Genomic DNA, 16214 nt, shown 5'->3' with positions numbered 1-16214 from the left:
GAGAAGGATGCGGCGATGGATGGCGCCGGGATAGAACAGGGGCGACGCGCCTATTTCGACGAGGGGCAACTGCCCCTGGAAAGCGTGCGCCAGCCGGTGTTGCGCTCCTGGCTGCGCTGTACCGACATGGGGCTGGCCCAGGGCAGGCGACGGGACGGCGGGCCGCTGACCGAAAGCGAACTGACCGTCCTGCGCCAGCGTCGCGAGTCGCTGCGTCGCCTGTGCCGCCCCGAACTGGAAATGCTGGCGGGCGAGGCGCGCGAGACGGGCAGCGTGGTCATCCTCGCCGATGCGGACGGCATGATCCTGGACAGTATCGGCGATACCGGCTTCCTCTCGCGCGCGGCGCAAGTGGCGCTGCGGCCGGGCGTGTCATGGACCGAGGCGAGCATCGGCACCAACGCGATCGGCACCGCCATTGCCGAGCGTCGCCCGATCGCCGTCCATGGCCCGGAGCATTTCTTCGCCGAACATGCGGTATTGAGCTGCGCGGCGACGCCGATCCTCGACCCGCGCGGCGTGATCGTCGGCGCGCTGGATATGTCGGGTCCATCGGTGAATGGGCATGGCCATGCGCTGGGGCTGATCCGGCTGGCGGTGGACCAGATCGAGCATCGGCTGTTCCGCTCGGGCTTCGCCGATTGTCGCGTGCTGCGCCTGCATGACGATGCGGCGATGCTGGGCACCGCGCGCGAGGGGATATTGGTGTTCCGCGACGAAAGGCTGGTCGCCGCCAACCGGCGCGGGCTTTCGCTGGTCGGGCGCAGTTGGGAGGCGCTGGACGATACGGCGCTGGGCGAAGTGGTGGACATGCGGGACCAGGGGGCGCGGGGGCGATTGCGCCTGACCAACGGTGCGACGCTGATCGGCGGCTGGGATGCCGAAGGGCGGGGCGGCGTCGAACTGCCCTTGGCCGCCCGCCCGCTGGCCGACGACCGGGCCGAGGCGATCGACGCGGCGCTGGCGGCGCATGGCGGCAATGTCTCGGCAACGGCGCGGCAATTGGGCGTCCATCGCAGCACCATCCACCGACATCTGGCCCGGCAGCGCTGACCGGGGCGGCCCGGCGCTTCGATCGTCACCTCATCGTCCGCCAGACTTATCGGAAATTCGGAATGTTGATCCGGCCTGGCCGGCTAAGCGAAGGCCTTCAGAGACCGAGATGCATCGTGGGGAGAGCGGTTCGCGTCAGACTGCCAGCACCCAGCAGATCGCGGCAATGGCCTAACGGTCGAGGGAATTGCTCCGCCTTGACGAGGTTGCCTGCGCAACTTGCTTTTCATGATTGGGAAGCGAGCGCCAAACGCGTTTTGTCGGCATATATGACGCGTGCGATCCCGTAAGCCGATAGCGCGTCGGCGAGCGCATTACCCCCGCCCTCGATCTTCAGGACGCCGCTGAACACGCGGTTCGCGAGCTGCTTGTCGGTCAGTTCGATACGTTGCGTGGAATAGCGGTTGAGTTCGGCCACGACCTCTCTCAGTGGCGTAGCCTCGAACGTCAGTTCCCCCTTGCGCCATCCGGTCGCGGTATCGGCACCCGCGCTGGTGAGTTGCAGACCCGATCGATCGATCGTCAGCCTATTGCCCGGTACCAGCGTCATCGCGCGACCCATGGTGCGGCTGTCGACGCGAACCGACCCTTCGATCAAACTGACGACGACCCGGTCGGCCGCGGCGCGTACCGCGAATTGCGTGCCGAGCGCGGTGACGCGGTTTCCGTCCGCGGACACGATGAACGGATGGCGCGCATCATGCGCGACTTGGAAAAACGCCTGGCCGCGCTCGATCGCCACTCGGCGCGTCGCACCCGGCACCGCGACACGGACAGCGGATTCCGCATCGAGCGTCATCAGCGTTCCGTCCGGCAGGGTGATATGGCGCACCAACCCGGTCGGCGTCGCATAGCGTGTATCCGCGACCTGGGTCGCCGACCCCGCCGCATATCGGTCGACGACCAGGGCGGCGGTGCCACCGATGGACAGTAGCACGGCCGCAGCGGCCGCCATCGGCCACCAGCGACGCGCGGGGGCGGGGCGCGTATCGTCGCGGGCCGCTGCGACCATGGCGAGCAGGGCCGGATCGCTCCGTGCGTCATCCAGGATGCGGGTCGTGGATACCAGTTCGTGCCAGGCGCGATCATGCGCATCGTTGGCCGATAGCCATTGCCCGAACGCGGCCCGATCCGCCGGTGTCGCGTTATCGGCATGCAGTCGCGCATACCAGGACGCGGCAGCGGCGTCCGGATCCCTCGATACGGAACCCATCAGCGTAGCGAGCCTGCAAGGTGCTTGATGGCTTTCATGATATGCTTTTCGACCGCGCTCACCGATATTCCCATATGTCGGGCGATCGCAGCGTAGCTCATTTCCTCGAAGCGATGAAGGACGAACGCCTGGCGCATGCGCTCAGGCATGTCGTTCATCGCGGCGATGAGCTGCGCGAGATGCTCCTTGCCTTGTAGGACGCGCTCGGGCGAGCGGTCCTCAACGGGATGATGAAATTCTTCCAAGCTGTCGTGCGCGGAACGGTGGCGCACGGTGTCACGGCGGCCACGATCGGCAAGCACGCTTTGCGCGACCTGGAACAGATAGCCGTCGATATTGTCGATGGCGTCGGTCGCGCGGCGGGTCTGCATGCGCAGTGCAACCTCCTGGACCAGATCGTCGACCTCGCCGATCGGCGCACGCTTCGTCAGGAACCGGCGGACCGCGTTGAGATGGCCCGATAGGTCGATGGCATCCCCGTCACCGCCGGAAATGCGCGCATAGGAATTCCGCATGATCGGCCCCGTCTTGCCCGCCCGAGCCTCTGGCATCCCCCTTTATATATTCGCCGCAATCGATCATGTTGCCAGCAGGCCGTCAAGCGTACAGTGTCGCAAAACCGTCATCAGAGCGGAGGGGAGGGGCAACAGCGTATTCCGGGGGGTCGAAACGCGCGTCCTGATGCATGCCCGTGATCTTGCTATACGAACGATTGCGATATCCGCGGCCTGCGTTGCCAATGGCGAGGCGGCATCGTCGCCGCACGAACGGGTCGTGTTGGCCATCCCCGCCGGGCGGCTGGATGTCGCGCTGCGTCGACTGGCGACGCAGACGGGGCAGCAGATCCTGTTCGATCCTGCGGTGATCGGCAGTCGTACCAGCGCGGCGCTGCACGGGCCGATCGAGCCGGAACGCGCGCTTCGGAGCCTGCTCGCCGATACCGGGTTGGTCGCAAAGCGTGTCCGCGCCGGCGTCATCATCATCGTTCGCGAGGCCCCGCCGCGACCGGCCGCCAAGACCTTGGCGGCGGGGCCGGCGGGGCGAACGCCGGAAATCCCGGTGCCGTCCGCCGAGATCGTCGTCACCGCCCTCAAACGCCCCACCTTTCTCGGTGATACCGAGATCAGCATGGACGCGGTCAGCGGCGGCCAGGTGGTGGCCCGGGGCGCGTACGACCTGCGCAGCGCCGCCGCCCTGTTGCCCGGGCTGGTCCCGATCGCCACGGCACCGTTGCAGCAGCGGATCGCCATTCGCGGCGTCACCGGAACCGGCGAGTCCATGGTCGGGGTCTATTATGGGGAAACGCCGATCAGCGGGCCGTCGGGGACCACTTTCGATCCCGCCGCGAGTACGCCCGATATCGATCTGGTCGATATCGACCGGATCGAGCTGCTGCGCGGGCCGCAGGGGACGCTCTACGGCGCGAGTTCGATGGGTGGCACGCTGCGGGTGCTGTTCAACCAGCCCGACGCGACGCACTGGACGGGCCATGTCGAGGGGGGCGTGTCGGCGGTGCAGGGGGGAGGGACAGGCGCAAACGTCGCCGCGGTCGTCAACGCGCCGATCATCCGCGACACTTTGGCGGCGCGGTTCGTCGTGCATCGTCGAACCGTCGGCGGCTATGTCGACAATGATCGGCTGGGGGTGAAGGACACCGGCGCCGTGCTACGCCGGGGCGTCCGGATGGGACTTGCCTGGACACCGTCGCAGGCGGTGCGCGTCGATGCGCTGGCGCTCCATCAGGATACGCGGATCGACGATGCGGGATTCTGGTACCCGGACCTGGGCCGCTATCGCAACGATCAGCCGGTGCGCACGCCCAATAGCGAGCGGCTCGACCTCGCCAGTGTCACCGCGCACTGGACGACCGACGCCGTTGCGGTCGTCGCGACGGGCTCGCACTATCGCTGGACGATCGTCAAGGAAGGCGACTTCACGGCGGTACTGGCGCAGCAGGCGACCAGCGATGCGAGTTGCCGGCGATATGCGATGCTTCTCGGCGAAACCGGCTGCACCCCTGAGCGGCGCCGCGCGTTCCAGGCCTATCTGCAAACGCGATTGCCGGGCGTGCTGTACCAGCCGTTTCGCGTCGACAGCACGACCGCGGAGGTTCGCGTATCCTCCGACCGGCCGGGGGCGCCCGCCTGGACCATCGGGGCGTTCGTCGAGCGGCGGCGTGATTCGGCCGAAAGCTATACGGTCCGTGCCGACGCCGTGACCGGGAAGCGGGTGGTACCGCTCGACATCACAGGATTGCGGCTGCTGCACAGCGCGCTCGACCAACAGGCGTTGTTCGCGGAGACGCGCTGGGGCATCGCGCCGCGACTGTCGGCGACATGGGGGCTGCGCTATTTCCACTATCGGCGTAGCGCCGACGGGTCGGTCCCGATCCCCAATATCATCACGGGGACCGGCGCGATCGGCAACGGCCGCTATGCCCGTGCCGATGACGGCGTCAACCTGAAGGCGGAACTCGCCTATCGCCTGCCGGGTGAGACCCTGATCTATGGAATCGCATCGGAGGGGTTCCGGCCCGGCGGGGTCAACATCACGCCCGACCTGACCGACCAGGAACGCATCTACGACGCCGACCATGTCTGGAACTACGAACTGGGCGTCAGGACCAGGGGCGCGGGCGGGCGGCTCGCGATCGAGGGCGCGGTCTATCATATCGACTGGTCCGACGTGATCTATGCGGCATGGAGCGCGAACGGCGCGTTCGGATACAACACCAATATCGGTACGGTGCGGATCGATGGGGTCGAGGCCAAGGCAAGCCTGGCGATCGGTGCCGTACGGCTGACCGGATCGGCCAACTATACCTATGCGCGACTTGGCGAGGACCAGCCGGTCGGTACCACGGATGGCGCGGGACGACGCGGCGATCCGCTACCCAACGTGCCACGGCTGGGCTATGCGGTGGGGGTGCAGACCAGCATGTCGGTGGCGGGCGGGAAGGTCGCCACATTCGGCATCGACGCGGTCGGCGCGACCCGCGTCCCGACCGCCTTCAACGATCGCAGTCCCTATTATGAAGTCACTCCGGCACGGTTCGTGATCGACGCCAACGCCGATATCCGGCTGGCACGGTGGCGTGCCGCGATCGGCGTGCGCAACGTGCTGAACGCGGTCGGCGCGAACCGGCTGACGTCGAGTTCGTTCGGCGAGCGGCAACTCTACAGCAGCGCGCCCCGCACGGTGATGCTGTCGCTCGATCGCGATTTATGACAGGCGCGGCGTCATGGGGTTGAGGACATCGGACGCAATCGCGTCTCGCATAGCAAGGGGGCGTCGCCCCGGTCTCGAACGATGGGGGTTTTCTATGAAGATGATGCTGCTTGCCGGATGTGCGATGATGGCGAGTGTCGGCGCGGCGTGGGCCGATCCCGCGCCCGGTCCTGCCGCCAACAGGGCGGCGATCGATGCCCAGATCGAGAAGAGCTATCCCGCGCTCGACGCGCTGTACCGTGATATCCATGCCCATCCCGAAATCGGGATGCAGGAGGTGCGCACCGCCGCGCTCCTGGCGAGCAGGATGAAGGCCATGGGTTTCACCGTGACCGAGAAGGTCGGCGGAACGGGGGTGGTCGCAATCTATCGTAATGGTCCCGGGCCGACCGTGATGGTGCGCACCGAACTCGACGGCCTGCCGATGGAGGAGAAGACCGGGCTTCCCTATGCGAGCCGCGCGCAGACCGAATATGAAGGCAAGACGACCTTCGTCGCGCAAAGCTGCGGCCATGACGTGCACATGGCGGCGTGGATCGGGACGGCCCAGGCGCTGCTGGCGATGAAGTCGCAGTGGAAGGGCACGTTGATGTTCATCGCCCAGCCCGCCGAGGAGCAGCTCAAAGGCGCCAAGGCGATGCTTGATGACGGACTGTTCACCAGGTTCGCCAAGCCCGATTACGGTTTCGCCGCGCATGTCGGGTCGGGCGAGACGGGGACGGTGCTGGTCAAGGACGGCGTCACCAGCTCCAATTCGGACAGCTTGCAGATCACCTTCAAGGGGCGCGGCGGGCATGGATCGATGCCGAGCGCGACGATCGACCCCATCGTGATGGGCGCGCATTTCGTCACCGACGTCCAGACGGTGATCAGCCGCCAGAAGGACGCCAACGCGTTCGGCGTGGTCACCATCGGCGCATTCCAGGCGGGAACCGTCGGCAACATCATCCCCGACACCGCCACGCTGAAGCTGAGCCTGCGGTCGTTCGACAAGGATGTGCGGCAATTGCTGCTCGATGGCGTGAAGCGGACTGCCGAGGCTTCGGCGGCGATGTCGATGGCGCCCGCGCCCGACGTGAAATGGCTGCACGGCACCGCCGCGGTGTTCAACGACCATGCGCTGGCCGAACGCGCGGCGGCGGAACTGAAGGCGGCAGGCGGCGACCGCGTCACCTATGTGCCCGCGACCGCGCCCGGCTGGTCGGCGAGCGAGGATTGGTCGGCGTTCGTCGATGCCGGGGTGCCGTCGGTCTATTTCACGATCGGCGGCTATGACGCCGCGACCCTGGCCGCGTTCAAGGCCAAGGGCGAAGCGGTACCGAGCAACCATTCGCCCTTCTTCGCACCCGATCATGACAAGGCGATCCGGACCGGTATCCGTACCCTGACGCTTGCGGTGCTGATGGTGACGACGCCGAAGTGACCGCTTCCGCGACGATGGAGCAGGCGCGGCGGGCCAAGGCGGCGGGCGATCTGCGCACCGCCGCCATCCTGTACGCCCGCGCCGTCGCGGAACGGCCCCAAAGCGCGGTGGCGGAGCATAATCTCGCCTCGACGCTCGGTGATCTCGGCGAATTCGCCGGGGCGGTGGAGGCATCCGCTCGCGCCCTTGCCAAGGGATCGACCGCGCCCGAGACCTGGTTGGTCCATGCGCGGGCTTTGCAGGGGACGGGGGACCTCGATGCGGCGGAGGCGGCGTTCCTGTCTGCGGTCGAATTGCGCGCGGACTATGTGGCGGCGCATCGCGACCTGGCGCAACTGCGCTGGATGCGGACGGCGGATGTCGGCGCGGCGCTGGCGGCGGTCGACGCGGACCGCATGCCCGCACTCGCGTCGGTCGAAGCGGTCGTGCTGATGAGTGCGGGCGAGCCGGAGCGCGCGGCGGCGGTGCTCGACCGGGCGATCGCGCGCACGACGGATGCCGGGCTGCATCTCCTCGCGGCGAATGCGCGGGCCGCTTTGGGCGAGGCCGAGGGCCAGCTTGCCCATGCGACGGCGGCCTTGCGGCTTGCGCCGTCCTCCGCCGAAGCGGCGAAGGCGGTGGTGGAGGCCTTGCTGCATGACGGGCGTCCCGCAGAGGCGGCGACATTGGCGATGCGGATCGGCACTGCCGCACCGGACGATCAGGGGGTGATCGCATTGCTTGCAACCGCGTGGCGACTGCTCGGCGATCCGCGTTATGCCATGCTGTGTGATGATCCCGCATTGGTTTCGGCGCGCAGTATCGACGTGCCGTCGGGATGGCCTTCGCTCGCCGCGTTCCTCGACGATCTCGCGGAGACGCTGCGCGCGCGGCACGCTTGGCGAACCCATCCGCTCGGCCAGTCGCTTCGCCAGGGCAGCCAGACGCAGGAGGATTTGAGCAAGGTCGATCATCCGGTCCTACGCGCGCTGTTCGCGGCGCTCGACACACCGATCCGCGCGCATCTGGCACAGTTGGGGACGGGGGCCGATCCGGTACGGCGGCGCAACACCGGCGGATATCGTTTCGCGGGGGCATGGTCGGTGTTGCTGCGGCCCGGTGGCTATCATACCGATCACGTCCATCCGCGCGGCTGGCTGTCATCCGCCTTCTATGTCGATCTGCCGGCGTCCGTGGCGGAGGAACCGCAGGGCTGGCTGGCCTTCGGACGGCCCGGCGTGCCGACCCGACCTGCACTGCCGCCGACGCGCCATATCCGGCCGGTGCCCGGACAGTTGGTGCTGTTCCCCTCCTATCTCTGGCATGGGACCGAGCCGTTTTCCGGGGATGTCCCCCGGCTGACGGTGGCGTTCGATCTGATACCGCGCTGATTTATCGTCACGGTGGACTGAGGGACCGACCCGAGCATACGTCTTGATGAACACGGGGACGGTCACGTCCGGCGGAAAAGGGGCGATATCATATGTCGAAGGTCATGCTTTTTCTGGGCGTCGGTGCGTTCGCGCTGGCAAGTGCGGCCTCCGCCGAACCGATCACCCCAAAGGTCGGCGCCGTTACCGCACCGTTCGAAGCCTTTGCGCAGGAACCGGGCAGCGACTATTTCCTCGCCGATTACGACGCCTATGAAGCCTATCTGAAGAAGCTCGCGAGCCAATCGGACCGTATGAAGCTGGTCGATATCGGCAAGTCGGCGGAGGGACGCACGATGTGGGTCGCGATCGTCAGCTCCCCGGCGAACCTGGCGAAGCTCGACCATTACCGCGACATCGCGCGCAAACTCGCCAAGGCGGAAGTAAAGACCGAGGCCGAGGCGCAGGCGCTCGCGAACGAGGGCAAGGCGATCGTGTGGATCGACGCCGGGATGCACGCGACCGAGACGGTGACGACGCAAAGCCAGATCCATGTGCTCTACCGCATGCTGACCGGGACCGATGCGGAAACGATGCGCGTGCTGAACGACGAGATCATATTGTTCGCGCAGGACAATCCGGACGGGCTTCAGCTGGTCGCGGACTGGTATATGCGCAATCCCGACCCCAAGGATCGCGAGTTCCGGACCATCCCGCGTCTCTACCAGAAATATATCGGCCACGATAACAACCGCGACAGCTTCATGGTGCAGATGCCGGAGACCGAGGCGGTCAACAGGATGCTGTTCCGGACCTGGTTTCCGCAGATCATCTTCAACCAGCACCAGACCGGACCCGCCGGCATGGTGGTGTTCGTGCCGCCGTTCCGCGACCCGTTCAACTATAATTACAACCCGATCGTGATGACCGAATTGCAGGAGGTCGGCTCCGCGATGCACAGTCGGCTGGTGTCGGAACAGAAAGGCGGATCGGGGATGCGCAGCGCCGCGCCCTATTCCACCTGGCATAACGGCATGGAGCGCTCCGTCGCCTATTTCCACAATTCGATCGGGCTGCTGACCGAGATCATCGGCGGTCCGACGCCGGAAAAGATTTCACTGATCGCCGACACCCAACTCGCGCGCAGCGATGAGCCGTTGCCGATCGCACCGGGCGACTGGCATTTGAAGGACAGCCTGGAATATCAATGGTCGCTGAACCGCGCGGTCATGGATTACGCATCGCGCAATCGTGAGCGGCTGCTGATGAACATCTGGCGGATGGGCGATCAGGCGATCGTTCGCGGCAGCCAGGATAGCTGGACCACCACGCCGAAACGGGTCGATGCGCTGAAGGAGGCGGGGAAGGGGGCCAAGGCCGACGAAGGCTATGTGGGCTATAACAGCCGCGCCAGGGAGGGGATGGTCGCGCCTTCGCTCTATGCCACGGTGTTGCAGGACCCGGCCAAGCGCGACCCGCGTGGCTATGTGCTGGGTCCCGACCAGCGCGACATGCCGACCACGATCGCGTTTCTCAACGCGCTGATCAAGAACGGCGTCGATGTCGATCGCGCCACCGCGCCGTTCACTGCCGGCGGCAAGCGCTATCCGGCGGGGACCTATGTGGTGAAGACCGCGCAGGCATACCGCCCGCACGTGATCGACATGTTCGAACCGCAGGATCATCCGCACGACCCCGAATTTCCCGGCGGCCCGCCCAAGGCGCCATATGACGTCACCGGCTATACGCTGGCCTATCAGATGGGCATCCGCTTCGATCGCGTGCTCGACGATTTTTCGGGCAGCTTCGAACCCGTGCCAGACCTGTTGACGGTGGGCCCCGGCCGCGTGATCGGTTCGGGCAAGGCGGGCTGGATCGTCGGGCATGAGACGAACAACAGCTTCACTCTCACCAATCGCCTATTGAAAGCGGGCGTGCCGGTGGCCTGGATCGGGGCCGCGACCAGGGCGGGCGGCAAGGATCTGGCCGCCGGTGCGATCTGGGTCCCGGCGTCGGCGGCCGCTGCGGCGATCATGGCGTCGTCGACCAGGCAGCTCGGGATCGACGCCTATGCCGTGGATCGTGCGCCCACTGCCACCAGGCTTGCGTTGAAACCGGTGCGCGTCGGCTTGGTCGATCGCTATGGCGGGGTGATTCCCGCTGGCTGGACCCGCTGGCTGCTCGAACAATATGAATTCCCGTTCAGCGTGGTGTATCCGCAAGAACTCGACGCCGGGAACCTGAACGCCAAATATGATGTGCTGCTGTTTGCGGACGGTACCGTGCCCACGACGCAGGGCGGGCCGTATCCGGGTGGCTATCGCTTCGCGATGCACGCCGCGAAAAACATCCCGGCCGAGTATCGCGGCTGGCTGGGCGAGGTCACGCCCGAAAAGACGCTACCCGCGGTCGCGGCGTTCGCAAAGGCCGGGGGGACGGTGGTGACGGTCGGCAGCGCGAACCGGCTGGCGACCCTGCTGGATCCGCAGATACAGCCCGCGCTGGTCACGAAGAAGGCCGATGGGTCGCTCGCCGCGCTCGACAAGAAGCAATTCTATATTCCCGGCGCACTGCTGTCCGCCCGGGTCGATACCCGCCAGCCGCTGGCATACGGCATGACGCCGACGGTCGATATCTTCTTCGACGAAAGTCAGCCGTTCACGCTGTCCGGCACCGCGGCGAAGAAGGTCGCGTGGTTCGAGGGGGCGGCGCCGTTGCGCAGCGGCTGGGCGGTGGGGCAAGAGCGCCTCGACGGTACGGTCGCGATCGTCGATGCCGATCTGGGCAAGGGCAAGCTGTTCGCGATGGGCCCTGAAATCACCCAGCGCGCACAGCCCTATGCGACGTTCAAGCTGTTGTTCAATGGCCTGCTATACGGTCCGTCGGTGACCGCCACGCGTTGACCTCATGATATAATAGTACGCGAGGATGGCGTTTGGGGAGCGATTGGGAACAATCGCTCCCTTTTTCTTGGAACTTTTTTCGTTTTGCACGTGAGGTGCCGCGATCGGACCGCGTCATGATCCTTGAGGCCGCCAACGATGCGGTTGGTTCAAGGGGGAAGTTCGACATGGTTGTACGGGGTATCACGCGGGCGTTTCTCGGCGGGAGCTGCGCTTCCATTGCACTCGCCGCCGGCACGGCGCATGCGCAGAGCAGCGTGCCGACCGCGCCGCCAGCCAGCGTGCAGGCTGAACAGCCCGAGGATGAGTCGCTCGGGGAAGTCACCGTCACCGGATCGCGCATTGCCCGGTCCGACTATGTCGCGAACAGTCCGATCGTCTCCCTGTCGAGCGATACGCTGGAAAATACCGGTCGCGTCACCGTCGAGAGCGCATTGTCGCAGATGCCGCAGTTCACCGGCGCGTTCGGCCAGGGCAATACCGGCAGCACCAGCACCGGCCTGAACGGCGGCCAGGCCAATGCCAGCCTGCGCGGCCTGGGGGCGAAGCGCACGCTGATCCTGCTGGACGGCCGCCGGATGCAGCCCTCCAACCCCGATGGCTCGGTCGATCTGAACACCATTCCGGAAGCCCTGATCGAGAATATCGAGGTCATCACCGGCGGGGCATCGACCACCTATGGGTCGGACGCGACCGCCGGCGTGGTCAATTTCCGGCTGCGCCGCAATTTCAAGGGCGTGACCCTCAACGGCCAGACCGGCGTTAGCGACTATGGCGACGGCAACACCTATCGCATCACCGCCACCGCCGGTTCGACCTTCGCCGATAATCGCGGCAGCGCCGTGCTGTCGTTCGATTATACCCGCCGCGACCCTGCGCAGCAGATCAAGCGCGACTATTATACCTTCCGCACCACCACGCCCGGGCTGAGCACGATCCCGCAGGGTACCGCGCTGTTCGGTGCCAACCTGCCGACGCTCGCCGCGGTCAATTCGGTGTTCGTGGGACAATATGGAACGCCCGCGCTGACCGGCAATGCGGCCGGGCGCTATACCGGGCAGATCGGCTTCAACACCGACCAGACGCTGTTCAGCACGGCGGGCGTTCCCGTGCTCAACTATCGCGATCCCCAGACCGACGAAGCCTATATTGTCAACAGCGGCACCAACAGCCAGCAGGTCAATTTCGGCTATAATGGCGGATCGCTACAGGCCGATCTCGATCGCTATTCGGTGTTCGGCAAGGTCGACTACGACGTCACCGACAACATCAAGGCGTTCGGCCAGTTCAGCTATACCACCTATAATTCGGTCGGAATCACCAACCCGACGCTGGCCTCGAACGTCTATGGCCTGACGGTGCCGACGACGAACCCGTTCATCTCGCCGGCCTTCCGCTCGATCCTGGCGTCGCGGCCCAATCCCAACGCGGCGGTCACCTTCTACAAGGCGCTCAACATCCTGGGTCCACGCGTCCAGTCCTATGAATACGACGTATATCAGTTGACCGCCGGACTGTCGGGCAAGCTCGGCATCCGCGACTGGACCTGGGACATCTACGCGAACACCAGCAAGGCCAAGTTCCAGAACGCGCAAACCGGCGGCGCCAGCGCGGGCGCCATCTCGCGCCTGCTCAACAGCCCGACCGGCGGCACCGAATTGTGCGCCGGTGGCTTCAACCCGTTCGGTAACGTGACGCCTTCGCAGGAATGCGTCAGCTATATCTCTCGGCGCACGCTCAACACCAACGAACTCCAGCAAAAGACCGTTGAAGCAAATATCCAGGGCGGCCTGGCAGAGTTGCCGGCGGGGAACCTCCGCTTCGCGCTGGGTGCCGACTATCGCAGCAATTCCTATGCGTTCCAGCCGGATGCGCAACTCTCGCTGCCTGACGGGACCAGCGATATCCTGGGCTATAGCGTCCTGCGCGCGGCCGGCGGAACGGTCAGGGTGGGCGAGGTCTATGGCGAGCTGCTCGTGCCGTTGCTGCACGATATCCCATTGATCCAGCAATTCGATCTCGATCTCGGCTATCGCTATTCCAACTATAATTCGGTCGGCGGGGTGCACGCCTACAAGGCCGATGCGAACTGGCAGGTGTTCGACGCGCTGCGGTTGCGCGGCGGGTATAATCGCGCGATCCGCGCCCCGAGCGTGGGCGAACTCTACGCCCCGATCTCGACGGGCAGCGTCGCGATCGGCAGCCCCGCCGCGACCACCGCGAACGGCGATCCGTGCGACGTGCGATCGTCCTACCGCGTCGGCGCGAACGGCGCGCAGGTCCGTGCGTTGTGCCTGCAACAGGGTGTGCCGACCGCGATCATCGATAGCTATCAGCTCGGCACGGCGCAGGTGTTCGCGCTGACCGGCGGCAACCCCGACCTTCAGGAGGAAATCGCCGACACCTATTCGGCGGGCGGCGTGATCCAGTCACCCTTCTCGTCGCCGCTCTTCCGCAACATGTCGCTGTCGGTCGATTATTACCGCATCGACATCAAGCAGGCGGTCGGCCCGCTTTCGATCGCTCAGGCATTCCAGTTCTGCTTCAATGCGGGCGGCAACAACCCGCAATATGCCGCCAGCAATTATTACTGCTCGCTGATTTCGCGCAATACGTCGAACGGCGTGCCGGTGAACCCGCTGCAACCGCTGCTCAACCTCGGCACCTTCAAGGTGCGGGGTATCGACGCCCAGTTCGACTGGAAGGTCAATCTTTCGGATATCGGGCTGGGAAGCGACGCGGGGACGGTCGCGCTGAATACCGCGGTCAGCTATCTGGCGTCGTTCACGATCCAGGCACTGCCAGGCGCGCCGAGCTATGATTATGCTGGCAGCATCGGGACCGGCGTCGAAACGACGGCGGGTCTCGCGCATCCCGAATGGAAGTCGGTGACGTCGTTCACCTACTCGCTGGGCGGGGCGAGCCTCGGGCTGCGGTGGCGGTATATCGACGGCATGATCGCCTCGGCGAAGGTCGTGAACCCCGCGAGCAGCACGCGCGGCGTCGCCGCATACAGCGTGTACGACCTGAACGCGCGGTTTGAGGCGGGCGATACCACCGAATTCCGGATGGGCGTCACCAATCTGTTCAACGCGAAGCCGCCGCAGGTCGGCGACACCCAGGGCAATTACGACGCGCAGAACTACGACGTGATCGGTCGCTACTTCTTCATGGGGATCACCAAGAAGTTCTGATCCGCGCGGACTTGAGGGAGATAGACGATGAAGACCATGATGCTCTGGGCGGCGCTGATGACGACCGCCGCCATGCCCGTAACGGCGCAGGAACTGGCCCCCACCGATCGTACCGCGCTGATCGCCGCGGTCGATGCCAATGCCACGCCGATCTCGGACACCGCGCTGCAAATCTGGAAATATGCCGAGATGGGCTATCTGGAGACGAAAAGCTCGGCGCTGCTGCAAGCCCGACTGAAGGCTGCGGGGTTCACGGTGAAGGCGGGGGTGGCTGGCGAGCCGACCGCCTTCGTCGCGAGCTTCCGAAACGGGACAGGACCGGTCATCGGCCTGCTTGCCGAATATGACGCTCTCCCAGGGCTGTCGCAGGCCGCCTTGCCGGTGCGCACCCCCTTGGGTGGGGATGCCGGTCATGGTTGCGGCCACAATCTGTTCGGGGCCGCGTCCACCTATGCCGCGATCGCCGTCAAGGACTGGATGGTCAAGAACGGCGTGCAGGGCGAAATCCGCGTCTATGGCACGCCGGCCGAGGAAGGTGGGTCGGGCAAGGTCTACATGGTCCGCGAAGGCCTGTTCAACGACGTCGACACCGTGCTGCACTGGCATCCGGGCAATGTGAACTCCGCATCGCAGGCGCCGTCGCTCGCCAATATTTCCGGCAAGTTCCGCTTCCACGGCAAGTCGTCGCACGCCTCGGGCGCGCCCGAAAAGGGGCGGTCGGCGCTGGACGGCGTCGAGGCGATGGACGCCATGGTCAACATGATGCGCGAGCATGTTCCCGACCATACGCGGATCCACTATGTCATCACCAACGGGGGCAAGGCGCCCAACGTCGTCCCCGACGAGGCCGAAGTCTATTATTATGTCCGCGACCAGGATCCGGAGATCGTCAAATCGGTGATGGAGCGGGTCAAGAAGGCCGCGCAGGGCGCCGCGATGGGCACCGAGACGACGGTCGACTTCGAACAGATCGGTGGCGTCTACAGCCTGTTGCCGAACGAAGTGCTGATGAAGGCGATGGATCGTGGGCTGCATGCCGTGGGCGGGATCACCTGGACACCCGAAGAGATCGCCTTCGCCACCCAGTTGCAGAAATCGATGCCGGCAGGCGCCCCCGCTCTCGCCAGCGTCGGCCAGATCGAACCCGCTCGGCTTGAGACGAAGGCGATCGGCGGGTCCACGGACGTGTCGGACGTCAGTTGGGTGACGCCGACGGTGGGGCTGTCGACCGCGACCTTCGTGCCGGGATCGGCGGGGCATAGCTGGCAGAACGTCGCGGCGGCGGGATCGAGCATCGGCGTGAAGGGCGCCATCGTCGCCACCAAGACGCTCGCGCTGACGGCGGCCGAACTCTTCCGCAACCCGGCCGAAATCGCTGCTGCCAAGGCGGAGCTCCAGAAGCGCCGGGGGCCGAACTTCACCTATGAGGCCATGCTGGGCAATCGCAAGCCGCCGCTGGATTACCGAAAGACCGCGTCGGAATAGCCTCGAAGATCGGGCGCTTCCCGGAACGCGCGACCATCATGTGTGTCCATCGGTGTCCAAAGCGGATCCCTGCTCCGTCGCGCCAACATGGCAGGTGGGGCAGGGGGCCGATGCTGACGATGGATGAACCGGCAATCGGGGCATTGCCGCCCGGCCTTAGCGATCGTGCGCAGAATGTGCTGCAACATGCCGCTCAGGGAGACGGTGGCGAAGGCGTCGATGTGCGATGACATGGGGGGCTCATCGACGCTATCCGGACCGGAGACCGGATTGCGGCTTCGCCTGAAACCGTCGCTATTGGCATGGCCTATGCCTGTTCGGAATGGCGCTCCGCAGCCTGGGCCATCCCGCGTCTTCCGCAAAAGG

General features: G+C 65.7%; 9 protein-coding genes. 7 read left to right on the top strand and 2 right to left on the bottom strand.

What is annotated here, in order from left to right:
* The first annotated feature begins 15 nt into the window (after positions 1-15).
* A complete protein-coding gene (locus QE379_RS13075) occupies positions 16-1053 on the top strand; it encodes a sigma-54-dependent Fis family transcriptional regulator (protein WP_307001053.1) in 1038 nt (345 codons plus the stop codon).
* 226 nt (positions 1054-1279) lie between these two features.
* On the opposite strand, the gene QE379_RS13070 is transcribed toward QE379_RS13075, so the two are convergent.
* Both QE379_RS13070 and QE379_RS13065 read right to left on the bottom strand, forming a co-directional pair.
* Positions 1280-2266: a FecR domain-containing protein gene (locus QE379_RS13070; RefSeq protein WP_307001049.1), complete on the bottom strand. Its 987-nt coding sequence runs from the start codon at positions 2264-2266 to the stop codon at positions 1280-1282.
* The gene (locus tag QE379_RS13065) at positions 2266-2781 is read right to left on the bottom strand and encodes an RNA polymerase sigma factor (RefSeq protein WP_307001047.1); all 516 of its coding nucleotides are present in this window, start codon (positions 2779-2781) and stop codon (positions 2266-2268) included. Before QE379_RS13065 ends, QE379_RS13070 begins: the two co-directional genes overlap by 1 nt.
* A 259-nt stretch (positions 2782-3040) precedes the next feature.
* Here QE379_RS13065 and QE379_RS13060 point away from each other — a divergent pair, with 259 nt between their 5' ends.
* From QE379_RS13060 to QE379_RS13035, 6 genes are all read left to right on the top strand, one after another.
* A complete protein-coding gene (locus QE379_RS13060; protein ID WP_307001045.1) occupies positions 3041-5494 on the top strand; it encodes a TonB-dependent receptor in 2454 nt (817 codons plus the stop codon).
* 94 nt (positions 5495-5588) lie between these two features.
* Positions 5589-6917 (top strand): amidohydrolase, encoded by a 1329-nt coding sequence (locus QE379_RS13055; RefSeq protein WP_307001043.1) that lies wholly within the window; start codon positions 5589-5591, stop codon positions 6915-6917.
* Positions 6914-8287: a putative 2OG-Fe(II) oxygenase gene (locus tag QE379_RS13050; protein ID WP_307001040.1), complete on the top strand. Its 1374-nt coding sequence runs from the start codon at positions 6914-6916 to the stop codon at positions 8285-8287. Before QE379_RS13055 ends, QE379_RS13050 begins: the two co-directional genes overlap by 4 nt.
* A gap of 92 nt (positions 8288-8379) precedes the next feature.
* Positions 8380-11169 carry a M14 metallopeptidase family protein gene (locus QE379_RS13045; RefSeq protein WP_307001038.1) on the top strand — a complete coding sequence of 930 codons (2790 nt, stop codon included), beginning with the start codon at positions 8380-8382 and terminating at the stop codon, positions 11167-11169.
* Positions 11170-11336: 167 nt separating this feature from the next.
* Positions 11337-14363, top strand: a complete 3027-nt coding sequence (locus QE379_RS13040; RefSeq protein ID WP_307001037.1) for a TonB-dependent receptor domain-containing protein — start codon at positions 11337-11339, stop codon at positions 14361-14363.
* 27 nt (positions 14364-14390) lie between these two features.
* Positions 14391-15848 (top strand): amidohydrolase, encoded by a 1458-nt coding sequence (locus tag QE379_RS13035; RefSeq protein ID WP_373461785.1) that lies wholly within the window; start codon positions 14391-14393, stop codon positions 15846-15848.
* Positions 15849-16214: the final 366 nt, after the last annotated feature.

This window comes from Sphingomonas sp. SORGH_AS_0879, assembly GCF_030819175.1.
GTDB lineage: Bacteria > Pseudomonadota > Alphaproteobacteria > Sphingomonadales > Sphingomonadaceae > Sphingomonas.
The sequence above is the reverse complement of the archived record's forward strand: the minus strand, read 5'-3'. Positions and strand labels throughout refer to the sequence as shown.

Coding starts and splice junctions, on each gene's coding strand:
- QE379_RS13075 (WP_307001053.1), top strand. CDS start 16: ATGGATGGCGCCGGGATAGAACAGGGGCGACGCGCCTATTTCGACGAG.
- QE379_RS13070 (WP_307001049.1), bottom strand. CDS start 2,266: ATGGGTTCCGTATCGAGGGATCCGGACGCCGCTGCCGCGTCCTGGTAT.
- QE379_RS13065 (WP_307001047.1), bottom strand. CDS start 2,781: ATGCGGAATTCCTATGCGCGCATTTCCGGCGGTGACGGGGATGCCATC.
- QE379_RS13055 (WP_307001043.1), top strand. CDS start 5,589: ATGAAGATGATGCTGCTTGCCGGATGTGCGATGATGGCGAGTGTCGGC.
- QE379_RS13045 (WP_307001038.1), top strand. CDS start 8,380: ATGTCGAAGGTCATGCTTTTTCTGGGCGTCGGTGCGTTCGCGCTGGCA.
- QE379_RS13040 (WP_307001037.1), top strand. CDS start 11,337: ATGGTTGTACGGGGTATCACGCGGGCGTTTCTCGGCGGGAGCTGCGCT.
- QE379_RS13035 (WP_373461785.1), top strand. CDS start 14,391: ATGAAGACCATGATGCTCTGGGCGGCGCTGATGACGACCGCCGCCATG.